General features: G+C 74.0%; 12 protein-coding genes. 3 read left to right on the plus strand and 9 right to left on the minus strand.

What is annotated here, in order from left to right:
• Nucleotides 1-4: 4 nt before the first annotated feature.
• Together ACGF5C_RS20065 and ACGF5C_RS20070 are read right to left on the minus strand one after the other, a co-directional pair.
• On the minus strand, nucleotides 5-439 hold the full coding sequence (locus ACGF5C_RS20065) for a hypothetical protein (RefSeq protein WP_393303628.1): 435 nt from the start codon (nucleotides 437-439) through the stop codon (nucleotides 5-7).
• A gap of 333 nt (nucleotides 440-772) precedes the next feature.
• A complete protein-coding gene (locus ACGF5C_RS20070; RefSeq protein WP_393303630.1) occupies nucleotides 773-3,211 on the minus strand; it encodes a Tex family protein in 2,439 nt (812 codons plus the stop codon).
• 156 nt (nucleotides 3,212-3,367) lie between these two features.
• Between ACGF5C_RS20070 and ACGF5C_RS20075 the strand changes: the two genes are divergently transcribed.
• Nucleotides 3,368-4,879 carry a dGTP triphosphohydrolase gene (locus tag ACGF5C_RS20075; RefSeq protein WP_350706438.1) on the plus strand — a complete coding sequence of 504 codons (1,512 nt, stop codon included), beginning with the start codon at nucleotides 3,368-3,370 and terminating at the stop codon, nucleotides 4,877-4,879.
• A 6-nt stretch (nucleotides 4,880-4,885) separates the two neighbouring features.
• On the opposite strand, the gene ACGF5C_RS20080 is transcribed toward ACGF5C_RS20075, so the two are convergent.
• The 6 genes from ACGF5C_RS20080 to ACGF5C_RS20105 form a co-directional block, all read right to left on the minus strand.
• Complete coding sequence (locus ACGF5C_RS20080) at nucleotides 4,886-6,031, minus strand: MBL fold metallo-hydrolase (protein WP_393303632.1); 1,146 nt, start codon at nucleotides 6,029-6,031, stop codon at nucleotides 4,886-4,888.
• 116 nt (nucleotides 6,032-6,147) lie between these two features.
• Nucleotides 6,148-7,161: a serine hydrolase gene (locus ACGF5C_RS20085; protein ID WP_393267460.1), complete on the minus strand. Its 1,014-nt coding sequence runs from the start codon at nucleotides 7,159-7,161 to the stop codon at nucleotides 6,148-6,150.
• Between the two features lie 134 nt (nucleotides 7,162-7,295).
• Nucleotides 7,296-8,477, minus strand: coding sequence for a zinc-dependent alcohol dehydrogenase (locus ACGF5C_RS20090; RefSeq protein WP_393303634.1), 1,182 nt, complete (start codon nucleotides 8,475-8,477; stop codon nucleotides 7,296-7,298).
• Between the two features lie 478 nt (nucleotides 8,478-8,955).
• Nucleotides 8,956-9,720, minus strand: a complete 765-nt coding sequence (locus tag ACGF5C_RS20095; protein WP_350706426.1) for a succinate dehydrogenase/fumarate reductase iron-sulfur subunit — start codon at nucleotides 9,718-9,720, stop codon at nucleotides 8,956-8,958.
• A complete protein-coding gene (locus ACGF5C_RS20100; RefSeq protein ID WP_357697572.1) occupies nucleotides 9,717-11,654 on the minus strand; it encodes a fumarate reductase/succinate dehydrogenase flavoprotein subunit in 1,938 nt (645 codons plus the stop codon). The genes ACGF5C_RS20095 and ACGF5C_RS20100 overlap by 4 nt, the downstream gene beginning before the upstream one ends.
• 1 nt (nucleotide 11,655) lies before the next feature.
• A complete protein-coding gene (locus ACGF5C_RS20105; protein WP_393303636.1) occupies nucleotides 11,656-12,345 on the minus strand; it encodes a succinate dehydrogenase cytochrome b subunit in 690 nt (229 codons plus the stop codon).
• A gap of 77 nt (nucleotides 12,346-12,422) precedes the next feature.
• Here ACGF5C_RS20105 and ACGF5C_RS20110 point away from each other — a divergent pair, with 77 nt between their 5' ends.
• Together ACGF5C_RS20110 and ACGF5C_RS20115 are read left to right on the plus strand one after the other, a co-directional pair.
• On the plus strand, nucleotides 12,423-13,352 hold the full coding sequence (locus ACGF5C_RS20110) for a LysR family transcriptional regulator (protein WP_393303638.1): 930 nt from the start codon (nucleotides 12,423-12,425) through the stop codon (nucleotides 13,350-13,352).
• A gap of 85 nt (nucleotides 13,353-13,437) precedes the next feature.
• Entirely contained in the window at nucleotides 13,438-14,760 is a 1,323-nt protein-coding gene (locus ACGF5C_RS20115) for an FAD-dependent oxidoreductase (protein WP_393303640.1), read from the plus strand.
• Between the two features lie 106 nt (nucleotides 14,761-14,866).
• On the opposite strand, the gene hrpA is transcribed toward ACGF5C_RS20115, so the two are convergent.
• Nucleotides 14,867-18,901 carry an ATP-dependent RNA helicase HrpA gene (hrpA, locus tag ACGF5C_RS20120; RefSeq protein ID WP_393303642.1) on the minus strand — a complete coding sequence of 1,345 codons (4,035 nt, stop codon included), beginning with the start codon at nucleotides 18,899-18,901 and terminating at the stop codon, nucleotides 14,867-14,869.
• Between the last annotated feature and the right edge of the window lie 98 nt (nucleotides 18,902-18,999).

The raw sequence follows: 18,999 nt of genomic DNA on the forward strand, positions 1-18,999 counted from the left end.
CCCGTCAGGGCCCCTCGTCACCGCCGTCCAGCCGGCGGGTGAGCAGCGTTCGCAGCGGGATGGACTCGCCGTCCCGGCCACCCGCGCCGACGACCAGCGGCGGCGGGCTGGGCTGCGGCTCGGCCCCGAGCAGTCGGGCGCGCAGGCCGCCCGACACGGTCAGCAGGTGGAACCGCCCGTCCACGTCGACCGCCCGGGTCCGGGCCCGGTCGACGTACCAGCCGCGCAGCCGCGTCCGGAAACGGCCGCGACCGTCGTAGGCCCGGGCCGTGAGCCGTTCCGTCGGCAGCCCGCGCCGGATCGCCTCGGCGACGAACCAGGCCACGAGCTCCGCCGCCTCCGCCTGCTCGGCCGCCCGGCGCCGCTCGTCGGCCGCCGCGTGCGCCCGCACCGCCCGTCGCTGCCGCTCCCGCCACTCCAGGCCGTCGCCCTCGTCCACGACCGCGACGGTACGCCGCGCCGCGGCGCCCCCGGTACCGTGGCTCCCGCGCGCCCGCCGTCGGTACCCGTGGCTCCCGCGCGCCCGCCGTCGGTACCCGTGGCTCCCGCGCCGCACGCCCCCGGTACCCGTGGCTTCCGCGCCGCCCGCGCCCGAGTCGTGGTGCTCGGCGGCCCGACGTCTGCGTGCCCGTCGCCCGGGTTCTTGCCGGCCCCGTTCCCGGCGCCGGGCCCTGGCCGCCCGCTGATCTCGGGCAGCGGTCGCCACCGGCTGCACCCGCCGGCCGCGGGCCCGCCGGGCGGTGCGCGTTCGCGCCCGCCCGGCGGGGTGACCTCAGGCCAGGCCGGCCCGGCGCAGCGCGTCGGCCATGGCGCTGTTGGCCGCTGCCGGCGCGGCGCCGCCCCGGCCGCCCTGCCGCTGCGGCGATCCGCCGCGCCCGCCGCGCCCGCCCTGCCCACCGCCGTCCCGGCCGCCCTGCCCACCGCCGTGACCGCCGTCCCGGCCGCCCCGGTCGCCGCGCGGCCCGCCCTGCCCGCCGCGCTCGCGGCGACCGCCCTCCGGACCGCCGCGACCGGCGCCGGCCTCCGCGTCGTCCTCCAGCCGGAGGGTGAGCGAGATCCGCTTGCGGGGCACGTCGACGTCGAGCACCTTGACCCGGACCACGTCGCCGGACTTGACCACCTCGCGCGGGTCCTTCACGAACGTCCGGGACATGGCCGAGACGTGCACGAGGCCGTCCTGGTGGACCCCGACGTCGACGAACGCGCCGAACGCGGCCACGTTGGTGACCACGCCCTCCAGCACCATCCCGGGCGTCAGGTCGCTGATCTTCTCCACGCCCTCCACGAAGGTGGCGGTGCGGAACTCCGGCCGGGGGTCGCGGCCCGGCTTCTCCAGCTCGGCCAGGATGTCCGTGACGGTGGGCAGGCCGAAGGTGTCGTCGACGAAGTCGGTGGCCCGCAGCCCGCGCAGGATCGTGCTCCTGCCGATCAGGGAGCGCACGTCCTGCCCGGTGCTGGCCAGGATCCGGCGCACCACCGGGTACGCCTCCGGGTGCACGCTGGACGAGTCCAGCGGGTCGTCGCCGCCGGGGATGCGCAGGAAGCCCGCGCACTGTTCGAACGCCTTCGGCCCGAGCCGGGGGACCTTCTTCAGCTCGGCCCGGGTGCGGAACGGCCCGTTGGCGTCACGGTGCAGCACGATGTTCTCCGCCAGCCCGGCGCCGATGCCCGACACCCGGGTCAGCAGCGGCGCGGAGGCGGTGTTGACGTCGACCCCGACCGCGTTGACGCAGTCCTCGACCACCGCGTCCAGCGACCGGGAGAGCTTCACCTCGGACAGGTCGTGCTGGTACTGGCCGACGCCGATCGAACGCGGGTCGATCTTGACCAGCTCGGCGAGCGGGTCCTGCAGGCGGCGTGCGATGGAGACCGCGCCGCGCAGCGAGACGTCCAGCCCGGGCAGCTCCTGGGCGGCGTACGCGGACGCGGAGTAGACCGACGCCCCTGCCTCGGAGACCACCACCTTGGTCAGGTTGAGCTGCGGGTGCCGCTTGATCAGCTCCCCGGCCAGCTTGTCCGTCTCCCGGCTGGCGGTGCCGTTGCCGATGGCGACCAGCTCGACGCCGTGCGCGCCGGCGAGCCGGGCCAGGGTTTCGATCGAGGCGTCCCACTGCCGGCGCGGCTCGTGCGGGTAGATCGTGTCGGTGGCGACCACCTTGCCGGTGGCGTCCACCACGGCGACCTTCACGCCCGTACGCAGGCCCGGGTCCAACCCCATCGTGGGCCGGGTGCCGGCCGGCGCGGCGAGCAGCAGGTCGCGCAGGTTGGTGGCGAAGACCCGCACCGCCTCCTCCTCGGCCGCCTGCCACAGCCGCATCCGCAGGTCGGCGCCGAGGTGGATGAGGATCCGGGTGCGCCAGGCCCAGCGCACCGTGTCGGCCAGCCACCGGTCGGCCGGGCGGCCCTTGTCGGTGACGCCGAACCGGCCGGCGATCGCCGCCTCGTAGCGGCTCGGCCCGGTGGGGGCCGCGTCGGCCTCGCCGGCCTCCTCGGGCTCCATGGTCAGGTCGAGCACGCCCTCCTTCTCGCCCCGGAACATGGCGAGGATCCGGTGCGAGGGCAGCTTCGGGTACGGCTCGGCGAAGTCGAAGTAGTCGGCGAACTTCGCGCCGGCCGACTCCTGGCCGTCGCGTACCCGCGAGACGAGCCGGCCCCGCGACCACATCTGCTCGCGCAGGGTGCCGATCAGGTCGGCGTCCTCGGCGAACCGCTCGATGAGGATGGCCCGGGCGCCCTCCAGGGCGGCGGCGGGGTCCGCGACCCCCCGGTCCGCGTCGACGTAGCCGGCGGCGGCCTCGCGGGGATCCCTGGACGGGTCGGCCAGCAGCGACTCGGCGAGCGGCTCCAGCCCCGCCTCGCGGGCGATCTGCGCCCGGGTCCGCCGCTTGGGCTTGTAGGGCAGGTAGATGTCCTCCAGGCGGGACTTCGAGTCGGCCGCCATGATCTGCGCTTCCAGGGCCTCGTCGAGCTTGCCCTGGCCGCGGATCGACTCCAGCACCGCCGCGCGCCGCTCGTCCAGCTCGCGCAGGTAGCGCAGCCGCTCCTCCAGGGTGCGCAGCTGGGTGTCGTCGAGCAGGCCGGTGGCCTCCTTGCGGTAGCGGGCGATGAACGGCACGGTGGCGCCGCCGTCGAGCAGCTCCACGGCCGCCCGTACCTGACGCTCGGCGACGCCGAGCTCGTCGGCGATCCGCTGATGAACAGAGAGGGTCACGATCTCGATCCGCCTTCGGTGTGGGTTCCGCTGAGCATTGTGCCGGCCCCCACCGACTGCCGTCGCCGCCCCCGCCCCGGCGCGTCGCCGCCCTGCCCGAGCGTGCCGGCGGCGACCGGTCGTCGGTCCGGGCCGCCCTGCGCTAGCGTGGCGATCATGGAACCTCCCGCGGACCCGCGGGCCCGGCGGCTCTTCGGCGGCAGCGCCCGGGCCCTCGGTGACCTCGCCGCCAGCCCGTTCCGGGCCGACCGGGACCGGATCGTGGCCTCGCCGTTCTTCGCCCGGCTGAACGGTGTGACCCAGGTGGTCAGCCCCGGCGGCTCCGGCCTGCTGGTGCACAACCGGCTGACCCACAGCCTCAAGGTCGCCCAGGTGGCGCGCGCGATCGCCGAGCGGCTCACGGCCGACGGCGAGCACCGCGACCTGCTGGAGAAGCTGGGCGGCTGCGACCCGGACGTGGTGGAGGCCGCCGCCCTCGCGCACGACCTCGGCCACCCGCCGTTCGGGCACCTGGGGGAGCGGGTGCTGGACCGGCTGGCCCGGCAGCGGCTCGGGCTCACCGACGGCTTCGAGGGCAACGCCCAGTCGTACCGGATCGTCACCAGCACCGAGATCCGCGGCGCGGCGACCACCGGCCTGGACCTCACGGCGGCGGTGCGGGCGGCCATGTTGAAGTACCCGTGGACGCGCCTGGACCACCCGGACCCGCACCCCCGGCTGCTGGACCCGCCGCCGCGCGGCGCCACCCCGCCGCCCGACGACCCCGGCAGCGGCTCCTCGAAGTTCGGCGCGTACCGGACGGAGGTCGACGACCTGCGGCAGGCCCGGGAGCCGTTCGTCGGCCGGATACCGGACTGGCAGCAGACCGTCGAGGCGTCGGTGATGGACACGGCGGACGACATCGCGTACGCGATCCACGACGTGGAGGACTTCTACCGCGTCGGGGTGCTCCAGCAGGGCGCGGTCTCCGCCGAGCTGATGGCCTGGCAGCGCGAGAGCGGGCACTTCCGGGCCATCACCGACGCGGCCCTGACCGCCGCGGCCCGCCGGCCCGGCTCGGCGATCGAGCGGCTGCGCCGGCAACTGCACCGCAAGGACGCCTGGATCGCCGACGACGAGGCGTTCGCCGCCGCCGTCGAGCACGTCCGCGAGGAGTTGGTGGAGGGGCTGCTGGCGATGCCCTTCGACGGCTCCATCGAGGCGGAGCAGTACGTGGCGCGCTTCTCCGCCCGCTGGACCACCCGGTTCGTCGACGCGATCACGGTCGTCGAGCAGCCCTCGGTCCGCTCCGGCCACGTGCTGCTCGCCCCCGCGCAGTGGCACGAGGTGCAGGTGCTCAAGTTCGTCCACCACCGGTTCGTGCTGGCCCGGCCCGACCTGGCCCTGCACCAGCGCGGGCAGGCCCGGCTGCTGGGCACCCTGGTGGAGGCGCTGCTGGACTGGCTGCTCGACCCCGAGGAGGAGTCCCGGCTGCCACGCCGCCTGCACGACCTGGTGGAACTGGCCGAGGCGGAGCTGCACCCGCGTACGCCGGACCGGCTCGGCAAGGCCCGCGGCCGGGCGATCGTCGACTTCGTCGCCCAGCTCACCGACGGCCAGGCGGTCGCCATGCTGGACTCCCTGTCGGGCCGCTCCGGCGCGCTCTGGACCGACGCGTTCGTCCTCTGAGAACGGTCAGGCGACGGCCTGCCACCAGCCGTCGACGGCCGGCGGGTCGTCCACCACCACCCGCTCGCCGGGGCGGGGCACGGCGAGCCGCACGTCGCGGGCCTTCGCCTCGGCCCAGATCCGGTCCACCGGCTCCGACCAGTCGTGCAGGGCGAGGTTGAACGTCGCCCAGTGCACGGGGAGGAGCAGCCCGCCGCGCAGGTCGAGGTGGGCGGCGACGGCCTCCTCGGGGAACATGTGGATGCTCGGCCAGGCCCGGTCGTACGCGCCGATCTGCATCAGCGTGACGTCGAACGGCCCGTGCTCCGCGCCGATCGCCGCGTAGCCGTCGAAGTAGCCGGAATCGCCGGTGTAGAAGACCTTCCGGTGCGCGCCGGCCACCACCCAGGAGCCCCACAGCGTGCCGTCGCGGCGCAGCCCCCGGCCGGAGAAGTGCTGGGCGGCGGTGGCGGTGATCTCCAGCCCGGCCACCCGGTGGCTCTCGGACCAGTCCAGCTCGACGATCCGCGCCGCCGGGACGCCCCAGCGGTCCAGGTGCGCGCCCACCCCGAGCGGCACCAGGAACGGCGCCGACTGGAGGTCGGTCAGCGCCCGGACGGTCGCCATGTCGAGGTGGTCGTAGTGGTCGTGCGAGATCAGGATCGCGTCGACCGGGGGCAGTTCGTCGAGGCGTACCGGCATCTCGTGCAGACGCCGGGGGCCGACCAGGGCCGACGGCGAGCACCGCTCGCTCCACACCGGGTCGATCAGCACCTTGTGGCCCTCGATCTCGATCAGCGCGGAGGCGTGGCCGTACCAGACGACGTTCAGCTCGCGCGCGACGTCGGTGGCCGGGGCGGCACTCGGGCGCAGCAGCGGCACGGGGGCGCTCGGGCGGCGCTTCTGCTTGCCGAAGATCAACTCACGGATCAGGCCCCGGTCGGGCGCGCCGGGCATCGAGCGGGCGCCACCGGGGTTGTGGAAGGTGCCGTCGCGGAACTGCGGCGAGCGCGCCGCCCGCTCCGCCCGCGCGCCGGTGAGCCGGCCGCCGAGCGCCGCCGGCACGTCCCGGGCCACCCACGCCAGCCCGGCCAGCGCGGCCAGCCCGGCCGCCCCGCGTAGCTGGCGCCCCAGCGCCCGGTCGAGTCCCGCGCGTTCCGCTGGTGCGCCCATCGCCGTCCCTCCGCCGTGTCCCGTCGTACACGGTAGCCGGGTCCCCGGCGGGTCTGCGGGCGGTCAGGGTGGCCCCCGCCGCACGCCCGCCGGGGCCACCCGCGCCGCGCGGCGGCTCAGCCGCCGTTGCTGGGCCGCTGCACGGCCGGGCGGTGGGTGGCGCCGGCGCCGGTGAGGCGGTCGACCGCGGCGAGGAAACGCCGGCCCATCCGGGCCCGGGCCTCGACGGCGGGATGGGTGGCGCCGTAGTCGTCGGCGCCGGCCTGCCCGTCGGCGAAGAGGGCGTACGTCAGCAGGGGCGCGCCGGCCGCGTCGAAGATCACCCCGGCCTCGTGCCGGGCGTCGGCGAACCAGCCGGCCTTGGTGGCGATCCGGGCCCGCTCGGCCGAGGACATGACGCGCCGGACCCCGTCGGTGTACGCGACGGGGGCCCGCAGCAGCCGCAGCACGAAGGCCGTGGCGGCCGGCGAGAGCAGGGTGCCGCCCACCAGGGCGCGCAGCAGGTCGTGGGTCTCCCGGGGGGTGCTGGTGCCGAGGAAGAACCGGTTCGGGTTGGCCACCGGCTGCACCTGCGTGTTCGGGAAGCCCTTGTCCCGCAGGATCTGGTTGAGTTCGGCGGCGGGGCAGACCAGGCCGCACAGCCGCACCGCCGTGTCGTCGGAGACGGTCAACAGGTTGGCCAGCGCGTGGCCGAGCGTCACCGAGCTGGGGTAGGCGCCGTCCAGGCTGAACATGCCGTCCCCGCCGGGCACCACGATCGCGGCGGTGACCTCGACCCGCTGGTCGAGCGTCAGCAGCCCACGGTCGACCTTGTCCAGCACCGCTGTCGCCACCGCGATCTTGTTGACGCTGTACGCCTCGATCCGCCGGTCCGGCTCGTCGGCCACCGCCACCGCCGGCTCGCCGGCCGGGTCGGCGACGCTGACGTACGCCTGCCAGTTGCCGCCGGCGCGGTCGGTCTCCCGCGCGTAACTCGCGGCGACCCGACGGGCGGCCTGCCGGGGTGTGGCCGGAGCCGGTTCGGTGACCTCGGGGGCGGCGGACGCCGGCGCGGCGGCGCCGAGCACCGTCCCGGCGGTGGCCACCGTGCCGAGTCCCAGCGCGGTCCTGCGGTTCACCCGGATGGTCAATCGTCTCTCCCGTCGTGGTGGTCGGCCGTGCTCTCCGGCCCACCACCCTAGGCGAAACGATCGACGCCGGTGATCCCACGACGCGCTCACCCGGCCGATGCCGCTGGTCGCGCCGGTGACGACCACCGTCCGGCTCACGGCGCGAGCACGACCTTGACGCAGCCGTCCCGCTTCTTCTGGAACATCTCGTACGCCTGCGGCGCCCGCGCCAGCGACACCCGGTGGGTGCGCAGGTCCGCCACGCCCAGCGGGTCGTCGTCGGAGAGCAGCGGGATGATCTCGTCGGTCCACCGACGCACGTGGCACTGGCCCATCCGCACCTGGATGCCCCGGTCGAACATCTCCATCAGCGGCATCGGGTCCACCTCGCCGCCGTACACGCCGGAGACGGAGACGGTGCCACCGCGCCGGACCGCCTTGAGCGCCGCCTTGAGCACGACGAGCCGGTCGACGCCGACCTTGTCGATCATGGTCTGGGCGAGTTTGTCGGGTAGCAGCCCGGCGGCGGTCTGGGCGAGCTTGCCGAGGGGAGCACAGTGCGCCTCCATGCCGACGGCGTCGATCACCGCGTCGGGGCCGCGCCCGTCCACCAGGTCGATCAGCGCACCGGGCACGCCATCCAGCTCGCTGACGTCGAGCACCTCGATGCCGTGCCGGCGCGCCATCGCCAGCCGCTCCGGAACCAGGTCCAGCCCGATCACCCGGTCGGCGCCGAGGTGCCGGCCGACGCGCGCGCAGAGCTGGCCGACCGGGCCGAGCCCGAAGACGGCGAGGGTGCCGCCGCGCGGGGTGTCCGCGTACTTCACCGCCTGCCACGCCGTCGGCAGGATGTCGGACAGGTAGAGCCACCGCTCGTCGGGCCCGGTCTCCGGCACCTTGATCGGGCCGAACTGGGCGTGCGGCACCCGCAGGTACTCCGCCTGCCCGCCGGGCACCGAGCCGTAGAGCGAGGTGTAGCCGAACAGCGCGGCGCCCTTGCCCTCGGACGTCACCTGGGTGGTCTCGCACTGGGCGTAGAGCTGCCGCTGGCACATCCAGCAGGTGCCGCAGGAGATGTTGAACGGCACCACCACCCGGTCGCCCGGCTTGAGCCGGGTCACCCCCGGGCCGACCTCCTCGACGATGCCCATCGGCTCGTGGCCGAGGACGTCGCCGGGCTTGAGGTACGGCCCGAGCACCTCGTAGAGGTGCAGGTCGGAGCCGCAGATGGCGGTCGAGGTGATCCGCACGATCGCATCGGTCGGCTCCTCGATCCGTGGATCCGGCACCTCCTCGACCCGTACGTCCCGCTTGCCCTGCCAGGTCAGTGCCTTCATGTCCCGATGTCCCCTCTCGCGTCCTCCGGTGGACTGCTACCCGCCCACGCCGGCTTGAACCGGGACGGTGGACGGGGCAGCTCGACAGGGCCGGCGATGTCGCCCGGTAGGGGTCCCCTATGGGCGGGGCAGCTCGACAGGGCCGGCGAGGCCGCCCACCCGAGCGAGCCGGCGCGATGGAGCCGGCCGGGCGCTGAAGGCGCTCGACGAGCGTCTTTCCGTCGGCGAGGGGCCTGGGCGCTCGGCGACCGCCACGCCGGACCAGCGGGCCGACAGGACGGGGCTGCGAGGCGGGCCGACCCGACCGGGCTGCGAGGCGGGCCGACCCGACCGGGCTGCGAGGCGGGCCGACCCGACCGGGCTGCGAGGCGGGCCGACGGGCCGCGAGGGGTGACCGGGCGGGCGAGTGCCGGAAAGCGGGCGGGCCGCCGCACCCGCAGGGGTGCGACGGCCCGCCGTCGGCGTGCTGCCGGAAGGGTCAGGCGCCGGGGGTGTTGTCGCCCCGCTTCGAGGTGGCCATCAGGTAGTCGCGGTTGAGTCGGCCGATCGTGTTCAGCGGGATGCCCTTCGGGCAGACCACGGTGCACTCACCGGCGTTGGTGCAGCCGCCGAAGCCGGCCTCGTCGTGCGCGTCGACCATGCCGATCACCCGGGTGTAGCGCTCCGGCTGCCCCTGCGGCAGCAGCGAGAGCTGGGTGATCTTGGCGGCGGTGAAGAGCATGCCGGAGCCGTTGGGGCAGGCGGCCACGCAGGCGCCGCAGCCGATGCACTCGGCCGCCTCGAAGGCGGCGTCGGCGTTGGCCTTGGCGACCGGGGTGGAGTGCGCCTCGGGGGCGCTGCCGGTCGGCGCGGTGATGTAGCCGCCGGCCGCGATGATCTTGTCGAACGCGCCCCGGTTGACCACCAGGTCCTTGATGACCGGGAACGCCCGGGCCCGCCACGGCTCGATGTCGATCGTGTCGCCGTCGGAGAACTGCCGCATGTGCAGCTGGCAGGCGGTGGTGCCGCGCTGCGGCCCGTGCGCGTTGCCGTTGATCATCAGGCCGCACATGCCGCAGATGCCCTCGCGGCAGTCGTGGTCGAACGCCACCGGCTCCTCGCCGGCGAGGATCAGCCGCTCGTTGAGCACGTCGAGCATCTCCAGGAACGACATGTCCGGGGAGACGTCGTCGACCTTGTAGGTCACCATCCGACCCTTGTCCTCGGGGCCGGACTGGCGCCAGATGCGCAGGGTCAGGTTCACTTGTAGCTCCGCTGCGTGGGGTGGACGTATTCGAACTTCAGGTCTTCCTTGTGCAGCACCGAGGGCTCGCCGGTGGCGGTGAACTCCCAGGCCGCGACGTACGCGAACCGCTCGTCGTCGCGTTCCGCCTCGCCGTCGGGCGTCTGGTGCTCGGCCCGGAAGTGGCCGCCGCAGGACTCCTCGCGGTGCAGGGCGTCGATGCACATCAGCTCGGCCAGCTCGAAGAAGTCGGCCACCCGGCCGGCCTTCTCCAGCGACTGGTTGAGCCCCTCGCCGTTGCCCGGCACCCGGACCCGCTGCCAGAACTGGTCGCGCAGGGCGCGGATCTCGTCGATCGCCTTGCGCAGCCCGGTCGCGCTGCGCTCCATGCCGCAGTGCTCCCACATGATCTGGCCCAGCTCGCGGTGGAACGAGTCGACGGTCCGGTCGCCGTCGACCGCCAGCAGCCGCTGGATGCGGTCCTCGACGTCGGCGCGCGCCTGCACGGCCGCCGGGTGGCTGGCGTCGACCTTGTCGAACGGCCCGGCCGCCAGGTAGTTGGCGATGGTGTTCGGCAGCACGAAGTAGCCGTCGGCCAGGCCCTGCATCAGCGCCGAGGCGCCGAGCCGGTTCGCGCCGTGGTCGGAGAAGTTCGCCTCGCCGACCACGAACAGGCCCGGGATGGTCGACTGGAGGTCGTAGTCGACCCAGAGGCCGCCCATCGTGTAGTGCACGGCGGGGTAGATCCGCATCGGGACCTCGTACGGGTCCTCGCCGGTGATCCGCTCGTACATCTCGAAGAGGTTGCCGTACTTGGCCTCGATGGCCTTGCGGCCGAGCCGGTTGATCGCGTCGGCGAAGTCCAGGTAGACGCCGAGCCCCGTCTGGCCGACGCCGCGTCCCTCGTCGCAGACGTTCTTGGCGGCGCGGGAGGCGATGTCCCGGGGGACCAGGTTGCCGAAGGAGGGGTAGATCCGCTCCAGGTAGTAGTCCCGCTCGTCCTCGGGGATGTCCTTCGGGCTGCGGGTGTCGCCCTTGGCCTTGGGCACCCAGACCCGGCCGTCGTTGCGCAGCGACTCGCTCATCAGGGTCAGCTTCGACTGGTGGTCGCCGGAGACCGGGATGCAGGTCGGGTGGATCTGCGTGTAGCAGGGGTTGGCGAAGTACGCGCCCTTGCGGTGCGCCCGCCAGGTGGCGGTGACGTTGCAGCCCTTGGCGTTGGTGGAGAGGTAGAAGACGTTGCCGTAGCCACCGGAGGCGAGTACGACCGCGTCCGCGAACTCCGTGGTGATCTCGCCGGTGACCATGTCCCGGACGACGATGCCCCGGGCCTTGCCGTCGACGACGATCAGCTCCAGCATCTCGTGCCGGGCGTTCATCTCGACGTTGCCGAGGCCGATCTGCCGCTCCAACGCCTGGTACGCCCCGAGCAGCAGCTGCTGACCCGTCTGGCCCCGGGCGTAGAAGGTGCGCTGCACCTGCGCGCCGCCGAAGGAGCGGGTGTCCAGCAGGCCGCCGTACTCGCGGGCGAACGGGACGCCCTGGGCGACGCACTGGTCGATGATGTTGACCGAGACCTCGGCCAGCCGGTGCACGTTCGACTCCCGGGACCGGAAGTCGCCGCCCTTGACGGTGTCGTAGAAGAGCCGGTGCACGGAGTCGCCGTCGTTGCGGTAGTTCTTGGCGGCGTTGATGCCGCCCTGCGCGGCGATGGAGTGCGCCCGGCGCGGGCTGTCCTGGTAGCAGTAGGACTTGACCCGGTAGCCCTGCTCGGCGAGCGTGGCGGCGGCCGAGCCGCCGGCCAGGCCGGTGCCGACCACGATCACGGTCATCTTCCGGCGGTTGGCCGGGTTGACCAGCTTGGCCTCGAAGCGGCGGCGGTCCCAGCGGGTCTCGATCGGGCCCTCGGGTGCCTTGGTGTCGGCGATCGGGTCGCCCTCGGTGTAGAGATCCATGTCAGGACACCAATCCGGTGAGTACGGCGAACGGGACCACCAGGAAGCCGGCGCAGAGCGCGACGGCGAAGACCAGCGCGGCGTTGCGCGCCCGGCGCTCGCCCTTCGGGGTCTGCTGCCCCAGGCTGCGGAACGCGCTGAACGCCCCGTGCCGCAGGTGGAAGCCCAGCGCGACGATCGCCAGGGTGTAGAAGAGCGTGACGTACCAGCGCTCCGGCGCGAAGTCGGCGACGACGTTGGCGTACGGCTTCGTCGGGTCGCCGACCGGGTTCAGGTGACCGGTGGTCAGGTCCAGCAGGTGGTAGATCACGAAGAGCAGGATGATCACCCCGCCCCAGCGCATGGTGCGGGCCGCGTAGCTGCCCTGGACCTTCGGGCGGTGCGCGTACCGGACGGGGCGGGCGGCGCGGGAGCGTCGGGCCAGGGCGGTGGCGGCGGCGATGTGCGCCACGACGGCGACGGTCAGCGCGCCGCGCTGGATCCAGAGGAACCAGACGCCCGGCAGCATCGGCTTGCCGATGTCGCGCAGCCAGTGCGCGTAGTGGTCGAACGAGGTCTCCCCCGTGAACACCTTCAGGTTGCCGAGCATGTGCAGGATGAGGAACAGCACCAGGATGATGCCCGTCACCGCCATGACGGCCTTGAGGCCGACATTGGAGCGGATGGGCGACCGAGTTCTCGTGACTACCACCCGATCGACGCTAGGAGCACATGGATCAGTCGTCCAATGCATCGACCTCGCAGTCTTGATAGCTATAGGCTATGTAGATGCAGCTCCATCAGCTGAAGTACTTCGTCGCGGTCGCCGAAGTCCGACATTTCACCCAAGCTGCCGATCTGGTGGGCATCACGCAACCCTCCTTGAGTAAGCAAATTCACGCCCTGGAGGACGCCCTCGGCGCCCCCCTCTTCGAGCGGGTAAGGGGCAACATCGCGCTGACCGCGGCGGGGGAGGTGCTGCTTCCGCTGGCCAAGCGGATCCTCGCCGACGTGGACACGGCGACCCGCGAGGTGCAGGAGCTGGTCGGCCTGCGGCGCGGCCGGGTCCGGCTCGGCGCCACCCCCAGCCTGGCCACCTCGCTCGCCCCGCCGGTGCTGCGCCGGTTCCGCGACGCCCACCCCACCGTCGACCTGCGGGTGGAGGAGAGCGGCTCGCAGGACCTGGTCCGCGACCTGCTCCGCGGCGACCTCGACCTGGCGCTGATCATCATGCCGGCGCAGGGCACCGATCCCGGGCTGCGCGCGGACCCGATCCTGCGGGAGAGCCTGGTGGTCGCCTCGGTGGAGGAACTGCCGGTCGCCCCCGGCGCCGGCCAGCTGCGCGTCGGCGACCTGCGCGACCAGCCGATGGTGATGTTCCGGGAGGGCTACGACCTGCGCGACGCCACCATCCAGGCCTGCCGGGAGGCCGGCTTCGAGCCCACGATCGCGGTCGACGGCGGCGAGATGGACGCCGTGCTGAGCTTCGTCGAGGCCGGGCTGGGCATCGCGCTGGTGCCCGGGATCGTGGTGGCCCGCCGGGCCGGCGTCCGGGTCACCCGGCTGGCCCCGCCGGGCGTCCGGCGGACCATCGCGGTCGCCCGGCGCCGCGACGTGGTGCCCACCCACGCCGGCCGGGAGCTGCGCCGGATACTGCTGGAGTACGTCCGCGACGCCACCGCCAACGGCGACCTGCCGCCCGGCGTCGAGCCGCTCTGACCCGCGGACAACCCGTCGGCAAGACGACCCCGGGTGCGCAAGGCGGAAGGCGAATCCCGGCCGGCGGTCGACCTACGCTGCCCGCATGGCAACCGGCAGCGCCGTGGTGATCGGCGCCAGCATGGGCGGCCTGCTGGTCGCCCGCGCACTCACCGAGGCGTACGACCGGGTCACCCTCGTCGACCGCGACGTGCTGCCCGAGCGGGCGGACAGCCGCCGGGGCGTGCCGCAGGGGCGGCAGTTGCACGTCCTGCTGGCCCGGGGCCGGCAGGCGTTCGAGGAACTGCTGCCCGGCATCACCGCCGAGCTGACCGCGAACGGCGTGCCCACGGTCGACCTGCACGAGCAGGTCCACTGGTACAACGACGGCCACCGGATGCGACGCGCGCCGTCGCCGCTGCTCGGCTTCGGGGTCAGCCGGCCGCTGCTGGAACAGGTGGTCCGGCGGCGGGTCGCCGCCCTGCCCGGGGTCCGGATCGTGTCGGGCTGCGAGGCGGAGGGGCTCACCACCACCGCCGACCGGCGCCGGGTCACCGGCGTGCGGCTGCGCCCCCGCGACGGGGAGCCGCACACCGCCGAGGCCGACCTGGTGGTGGACGCCGGCGGCCGGGGCAGCCGCAGCCCCGTGTGGCTGGCCGAGCTGGGCTACCGGCCGGCGCCCGAGGACCGGGTACGGATCGGGGTCACCTACGTCACCCGCACCTACCGCCGCGAGCCGCACCACCTGGAGGGGCTGCTCGGCGCGCTCACCAACGCCGTGCCCGGCCAGCCGCGGGGCGGCATCGTCGCCGTGCAGGAACAGGACCGGTTCGCGGTGGCGCTCAGCGGCATGCTCGGCGAGGAGCCGCCGGCCGACGACGAGGGGATGGCCGCCTTCGCCGACCGCCTCGCCGCCCCGCAGATCGCCGAGCTGCTGCGTACCGCGCGGCCGGCGAGCCCGCCGGTGACGATGCGGTACCCGGCCAGCGTGCGGCGCCGCTACGAGCGGCTGCGCCGCTTCCCGGCCGGCTACCTCGTGGTGGCCGACGCGTTGTGCAGCTTCAACCCGGTCTACGGGCAGGGCATGACCGTGGCCGCGCTGGAGGCGCTGTTGCTGCGCCGGCTGGTCCGGCGGCGGCCGGACCGGCTCGCCCGGAGCTTCTTCCGGGACGCGGGTCGCCTGATCGACGGGCCGTGGTCCATCGCGGTCGGCACCGACCTGCGCTTCCCCGAGGTGCCCGGTCGGCGTTCGCCGCGGGTGCGCCTGGTCAACGCGTACGTCGGCCGGCTGCACGCCGCGGCGACCCGGGACGCGGCGCTGGGCGCGGCGTTCCTGCGGGTGCTCAACCTCGTCGACCCGCCGGCGCGGCTGCTCTCCCCGCCGGTGCTGCTGCGGGTGCTGCGCGGCGCGTCCGCATCGGCGCGCTGACCCGCCCGGCTCAGCCGCGCCCGGCGGCCCGCCCGCGTCGGCGCGCTGCCGGGCTCACCCGGCCGTCGTGGAGACGAACACCGGCGTCGCCCGGGCCGCACCGGGACTACCTGCCCTCGGCGTCGTCCATCGCGCGGTAGATCCGCTGCTCCGACACCGGGTACGGGGTGCCCAGGGCCTGGGCGAATACGTTCACCCGCAGCTCCTCGATCATCCAGCGGATCTGCCGGACCGCCACCGACTGCCGGCGGCTCGGCGGCAGCGCGGCGAGCATGTCCCGGTACTCCTTCTGCACCACCGCGATCCGGTCCTGCTGCTGCTTGTCGCGCTGCGGGTTGCCGGGCAGCCGGTCCAGCCGCCGCTCGATCGCCGTGAGGTAGCGCAGCAGGTCGGGCAGGCGCGCGTACCCGGTCTCGGTGACGAAGCCGGCGTGCACCAGGCCGGTGAGCTGGGCCCGGATGTCGGCCAGCGCCGCCACCACGGCCAGGTTCTGGGTCTTGCCGAGCCGCTGCTCCACCGCGTGCGCGGCGGCCAGCACCCGGCGCACCCGGTCCATCACCTCGACCACGGTGTCCACCAGGTCGGCGCGGACCTTCTCGCGCAGGGCGGCGAAGCCCTCGGCGTCCCAGGCCGGCCCGCCGGCGTCGCCGATCAGCTTGTCGATCGCCGCCCCGGCGGCATCCTCGATGAGCTGCTGCACACCCCCGTGCGGGTTGCGGCTCAGGGCCAGCTTCGCCTCGTTGCTCAGCCGCCCCTGGAGGAACCTCGCCGGCGACGGCACGGTCAGCCGGAGCAGCCGCCGGGTGCCCGCCCAGTGCGCGGCCTCCTGCTCGGCCGGCGAGTCGAACACCTTCACCCCGACCGTGGTGCCCTCGTCCACCAGCGCCGGGTACGCCGTCACCGCGTACCCGGCCCGGACCTGCTCGATGGTGCGCGGCAGCGTGCCGATGCCCCAGTCGGTCAGCCCGGTGCGGGCCACGTCCGGCGCGGCGGCGGCCACCACCTGGCGTACCTCCGCCTTGAGCTGGCGTTGCAGGGCCGGCAGGTCCTTGCCCTCGGCGACCGGCTTGTTCTCCTCGTCGAGCACCCGGAAGCTCACCCGCAGGTGCGCGGGGAGCCGGTCGAGGTCCCAGGCGTCGCGGGGCACGGTGACGCCGGTCATCCGGCGCAACTGCCGGGTCAGCGCGTCCAGCAGCGGCTCCTCGCCGGCCGGCATCGCGGCGAGCGCCGCGCGGGCGTAGTCCGGCACCGGCACGAAGTTGCGGCGCACCGCCTTGGGCAGCGAGCGGATCAGCGCGACCACCAGTTCCTCGCGCAGCCCGGGGACCTGCCAGTCGAAGCTCTCCGCCGGCACCTGGTTGAGCAGCGGCAGCGGGATGTCGACGGTCACGCCGTCGGTCGCGGTGCCCGGCTCGAACCGGTAGGTCAGCGGCAGGGTCACCCCGTCGGCCGACCACTCGTCGGGGTAGTCGGCCTCGTCCACCCCGCCGCGGCCGGCGTTGACCAGCAGCTCCCGGGTGAAGGTGAGCAGGTCCGGCTGCTCGCGGCGGGTCTTCTTCCACCAGGCGTCGAAGTGCCGCCCGGAGACCACGTCCGCCGGGACGCGGGCGTCGTAGAAGTCGAAGACGGTCTGGTCGTCGACGAGGATGTCGCGGCGGCGGGCCCGGTTCTCCAGCTCCTCGATCTCCGCCAGCAGCCGCTGGTTGTCCCGCCAGAAGTGGTGGTGGGTCTGCCAGTCGCCCTCCACCAGGGCGTGCCGGATGAACAGCTCGCGGGACAGCGCCGGGTCGATCCGGCCGAAGTTGACCTTGCGCGAGGTGACCAGCGGGACGCCGTAGAGCGTCACCTTCTCGTACGCCATCACGGCCGCCTGCTTCTTCTCCCAGTGCGGCTCGCTGTAGCTGCGCTTGACCAGGTGCTGGGCGAGGGGCTCGACCCACTCCGGCTCGACCCGGCCGTTCACCCGGCCCCAGAGCCGGGAGGTCTCCACCAGCTCGGCGGCCATCACCCAACGCGGCGGCTTCTTGAACAGCGCCGAGCCGGGGAAGAGCGCGAACTTGGCGCCCCGCGCGCCCAGGTACTCGTGCTTCTGGGCGTCCTTGAGCCCGATGTGCGACAGCAGGCCGGCGAGCAGCGACTGGTGCACCCTGGGGGTGTCGATCTCCTCCGGCAGGTCCGCGCCGCCCCGGCGCCGGCCGCCGCCGTCGGCGTCGCGCGCCGGTCGCCCTTCCTCGGGCGTACGCAGCACCTGGCGCAACTGGCTGACGATGTCCTGCCATTCGCGTACCCGCAGGTAGTTGAGGAACTCCGCCTTGCACATCCGGCGGAACGCGCTGGAGGACAGCTCGCGCTGCTGCTCGCGCAGGTGCCGCCACAGGTTGAGCAGCGTCACGAAGTCCGACTCGCGGTCGGTGAACCGGGCGTGCGCCTGGTCGGCCTGGGCCTGCCGGTCCGCGGGCCGTTCGCGGGGATCCTGGATCGACAGCGCGGCGGCGATCACCATCACCTCGGTGGCGCAGCCGTTGCGCTCACCCTCGACGACCATCCGGGCCAGCCGCGGGTCGACGGGGAGCTGGGCGAGCCGCCGGCCGAGCGGGGTGAGCCGCTTCGCCGGGTCGGCCTCGGCCGGGTCCAGCGCGCCCAGCTCGTGCAGCAGGTTGACGCCGTCGGCGATGTTGCGTCGGTCCGGCGGGTCGATGAACGGGAACGCGGCGATGTCGCCGAGCCCGATCGAGGTCATCTGGAGGATGACCGAGGCGAGGTTGGTGCGCAGGATCTCGGGGTCGGTGAACTCGGGGCGGGACAGGAAGTCCTGCTCGTCGTAGAGGCGGACGCAGATGCCGTCCGAGGTGCGCCCGCAGCGCCCCTTGCGCTGGTTGGCCGACGCCTGCGAGACCGGCTCGATCGGCAGCCGCTGCACCTTGAGGCGGCTGCTGTAGCGGGAGATGCGGGCCGTGCCCGGGTCCACCACGTACTTGATGCCGGGCACGGTGAGCGAGGTCTCCGCGACGTTGGTCGCGAGCACCACCCGGCGTCCGGCGTGCGGGGCGAAGACCCGGTGCTGCTCGGCGGTGGAGAGCCGGGCGTAGAGCGGCAGGATCTCGGTGCCGCGCAGCGCCGGCTTCTTCTCCACCAGCTTGCCCAGCGCGTCGGCGGTGTCCCGGATCTCCCGCTCGCCGCTGAGGAAGACCAGGACGTCGCCGGGCCCCTCGGCGGCGAGTTCCTCGACGGCGTCGCCGATGGCCTGGATCTGGTCCCGGACGTTCTCCTCGTCGTCCCCGTCGTCCTCGCCCTCGGCGACCTCGACCAGCGGCCGGTAGCGCACCTCGACCGGGTACGTGCGCCCGGACACCTCGACCACCGGCGCCGGGACGCCGTCCGGCGCGTCGTCGGTGGGCGGCCCGGCGAAGTGCCGGGCGAACCGCTCGGTCTCGATGGTCGCCGAGGTGATGATCACCTTCAGGTCGGGGCGGCGGGGGAGGAGCTGCCGGAGGTAGCCGAGGATGAAGTCGATGTTGAGGCTGCGCTCGTGCGCCTCGTCGATGATCAGGGTGTCGTACTGGCGCAGCATCCGGTCGGTCTGCAACTCGGCGAGCAGGATGCCGTCGGTCATCAGCTTGACCAGGCTCCGGTCGCTCACCTGGTCGGTGAAGCGCACCTTGTAGCCGACCACGTCGCCCAGCTCGGTGCCGAGCTCCTCGGCGATCCGGTCCGCCACCGTACGCGCGGCCAGCCGGCGCGGCTGGGTGTGCCCGATCAGCCCGTTGATCCCGCGTCCCAGCTCCAGGCAGATCTTGGGCAGCTGGGTGGTCTTGCCGGAGCCGGTCTCGCCGGCCACGATCACCACCTGGTGGTCGCGGATCGCGGCGGCGATGTCGTCCTTGCGCTCGCTCACCGGCAGCTGCGCCGGGTAGGTGACCACCGGCACGGCGCCGCGCCGGCTCTCCAGCCGCGCCTCGGCCCGCGCGACGTCGGCGGCGATCTCGGCGAGCGCTTCGTCGCGCCGCTGCGGGTCCCTGAGCCTGCGCACCCCGTCCAGCCGCCGTTGCAGGCGACGCTGGTCGCGGAACATCAGGGGACGGAGGCGGCGGTGCAGCTCGCGGGCGGGGTCGGTCGCGGCGGGTGCGGCTGGATTCTGCATGTCGTCGCCAAGGATAGGCAGCCGGCGGCCGGACCGCCCCCGGGTTACCGGTCCGCCCGCGCGCGCCCGCCCGCGGGCGGGCGCCGACGGGTCTAGAG

It is taken from the genome of Micromonospora sp. NPDC047620, from assembly GCF_043205005.1.
Lineage (GTDB): Bacteria > Actinomycetota > Actinomycetes > Mycobacteriales > Micromonosporaceae > Micromonospora.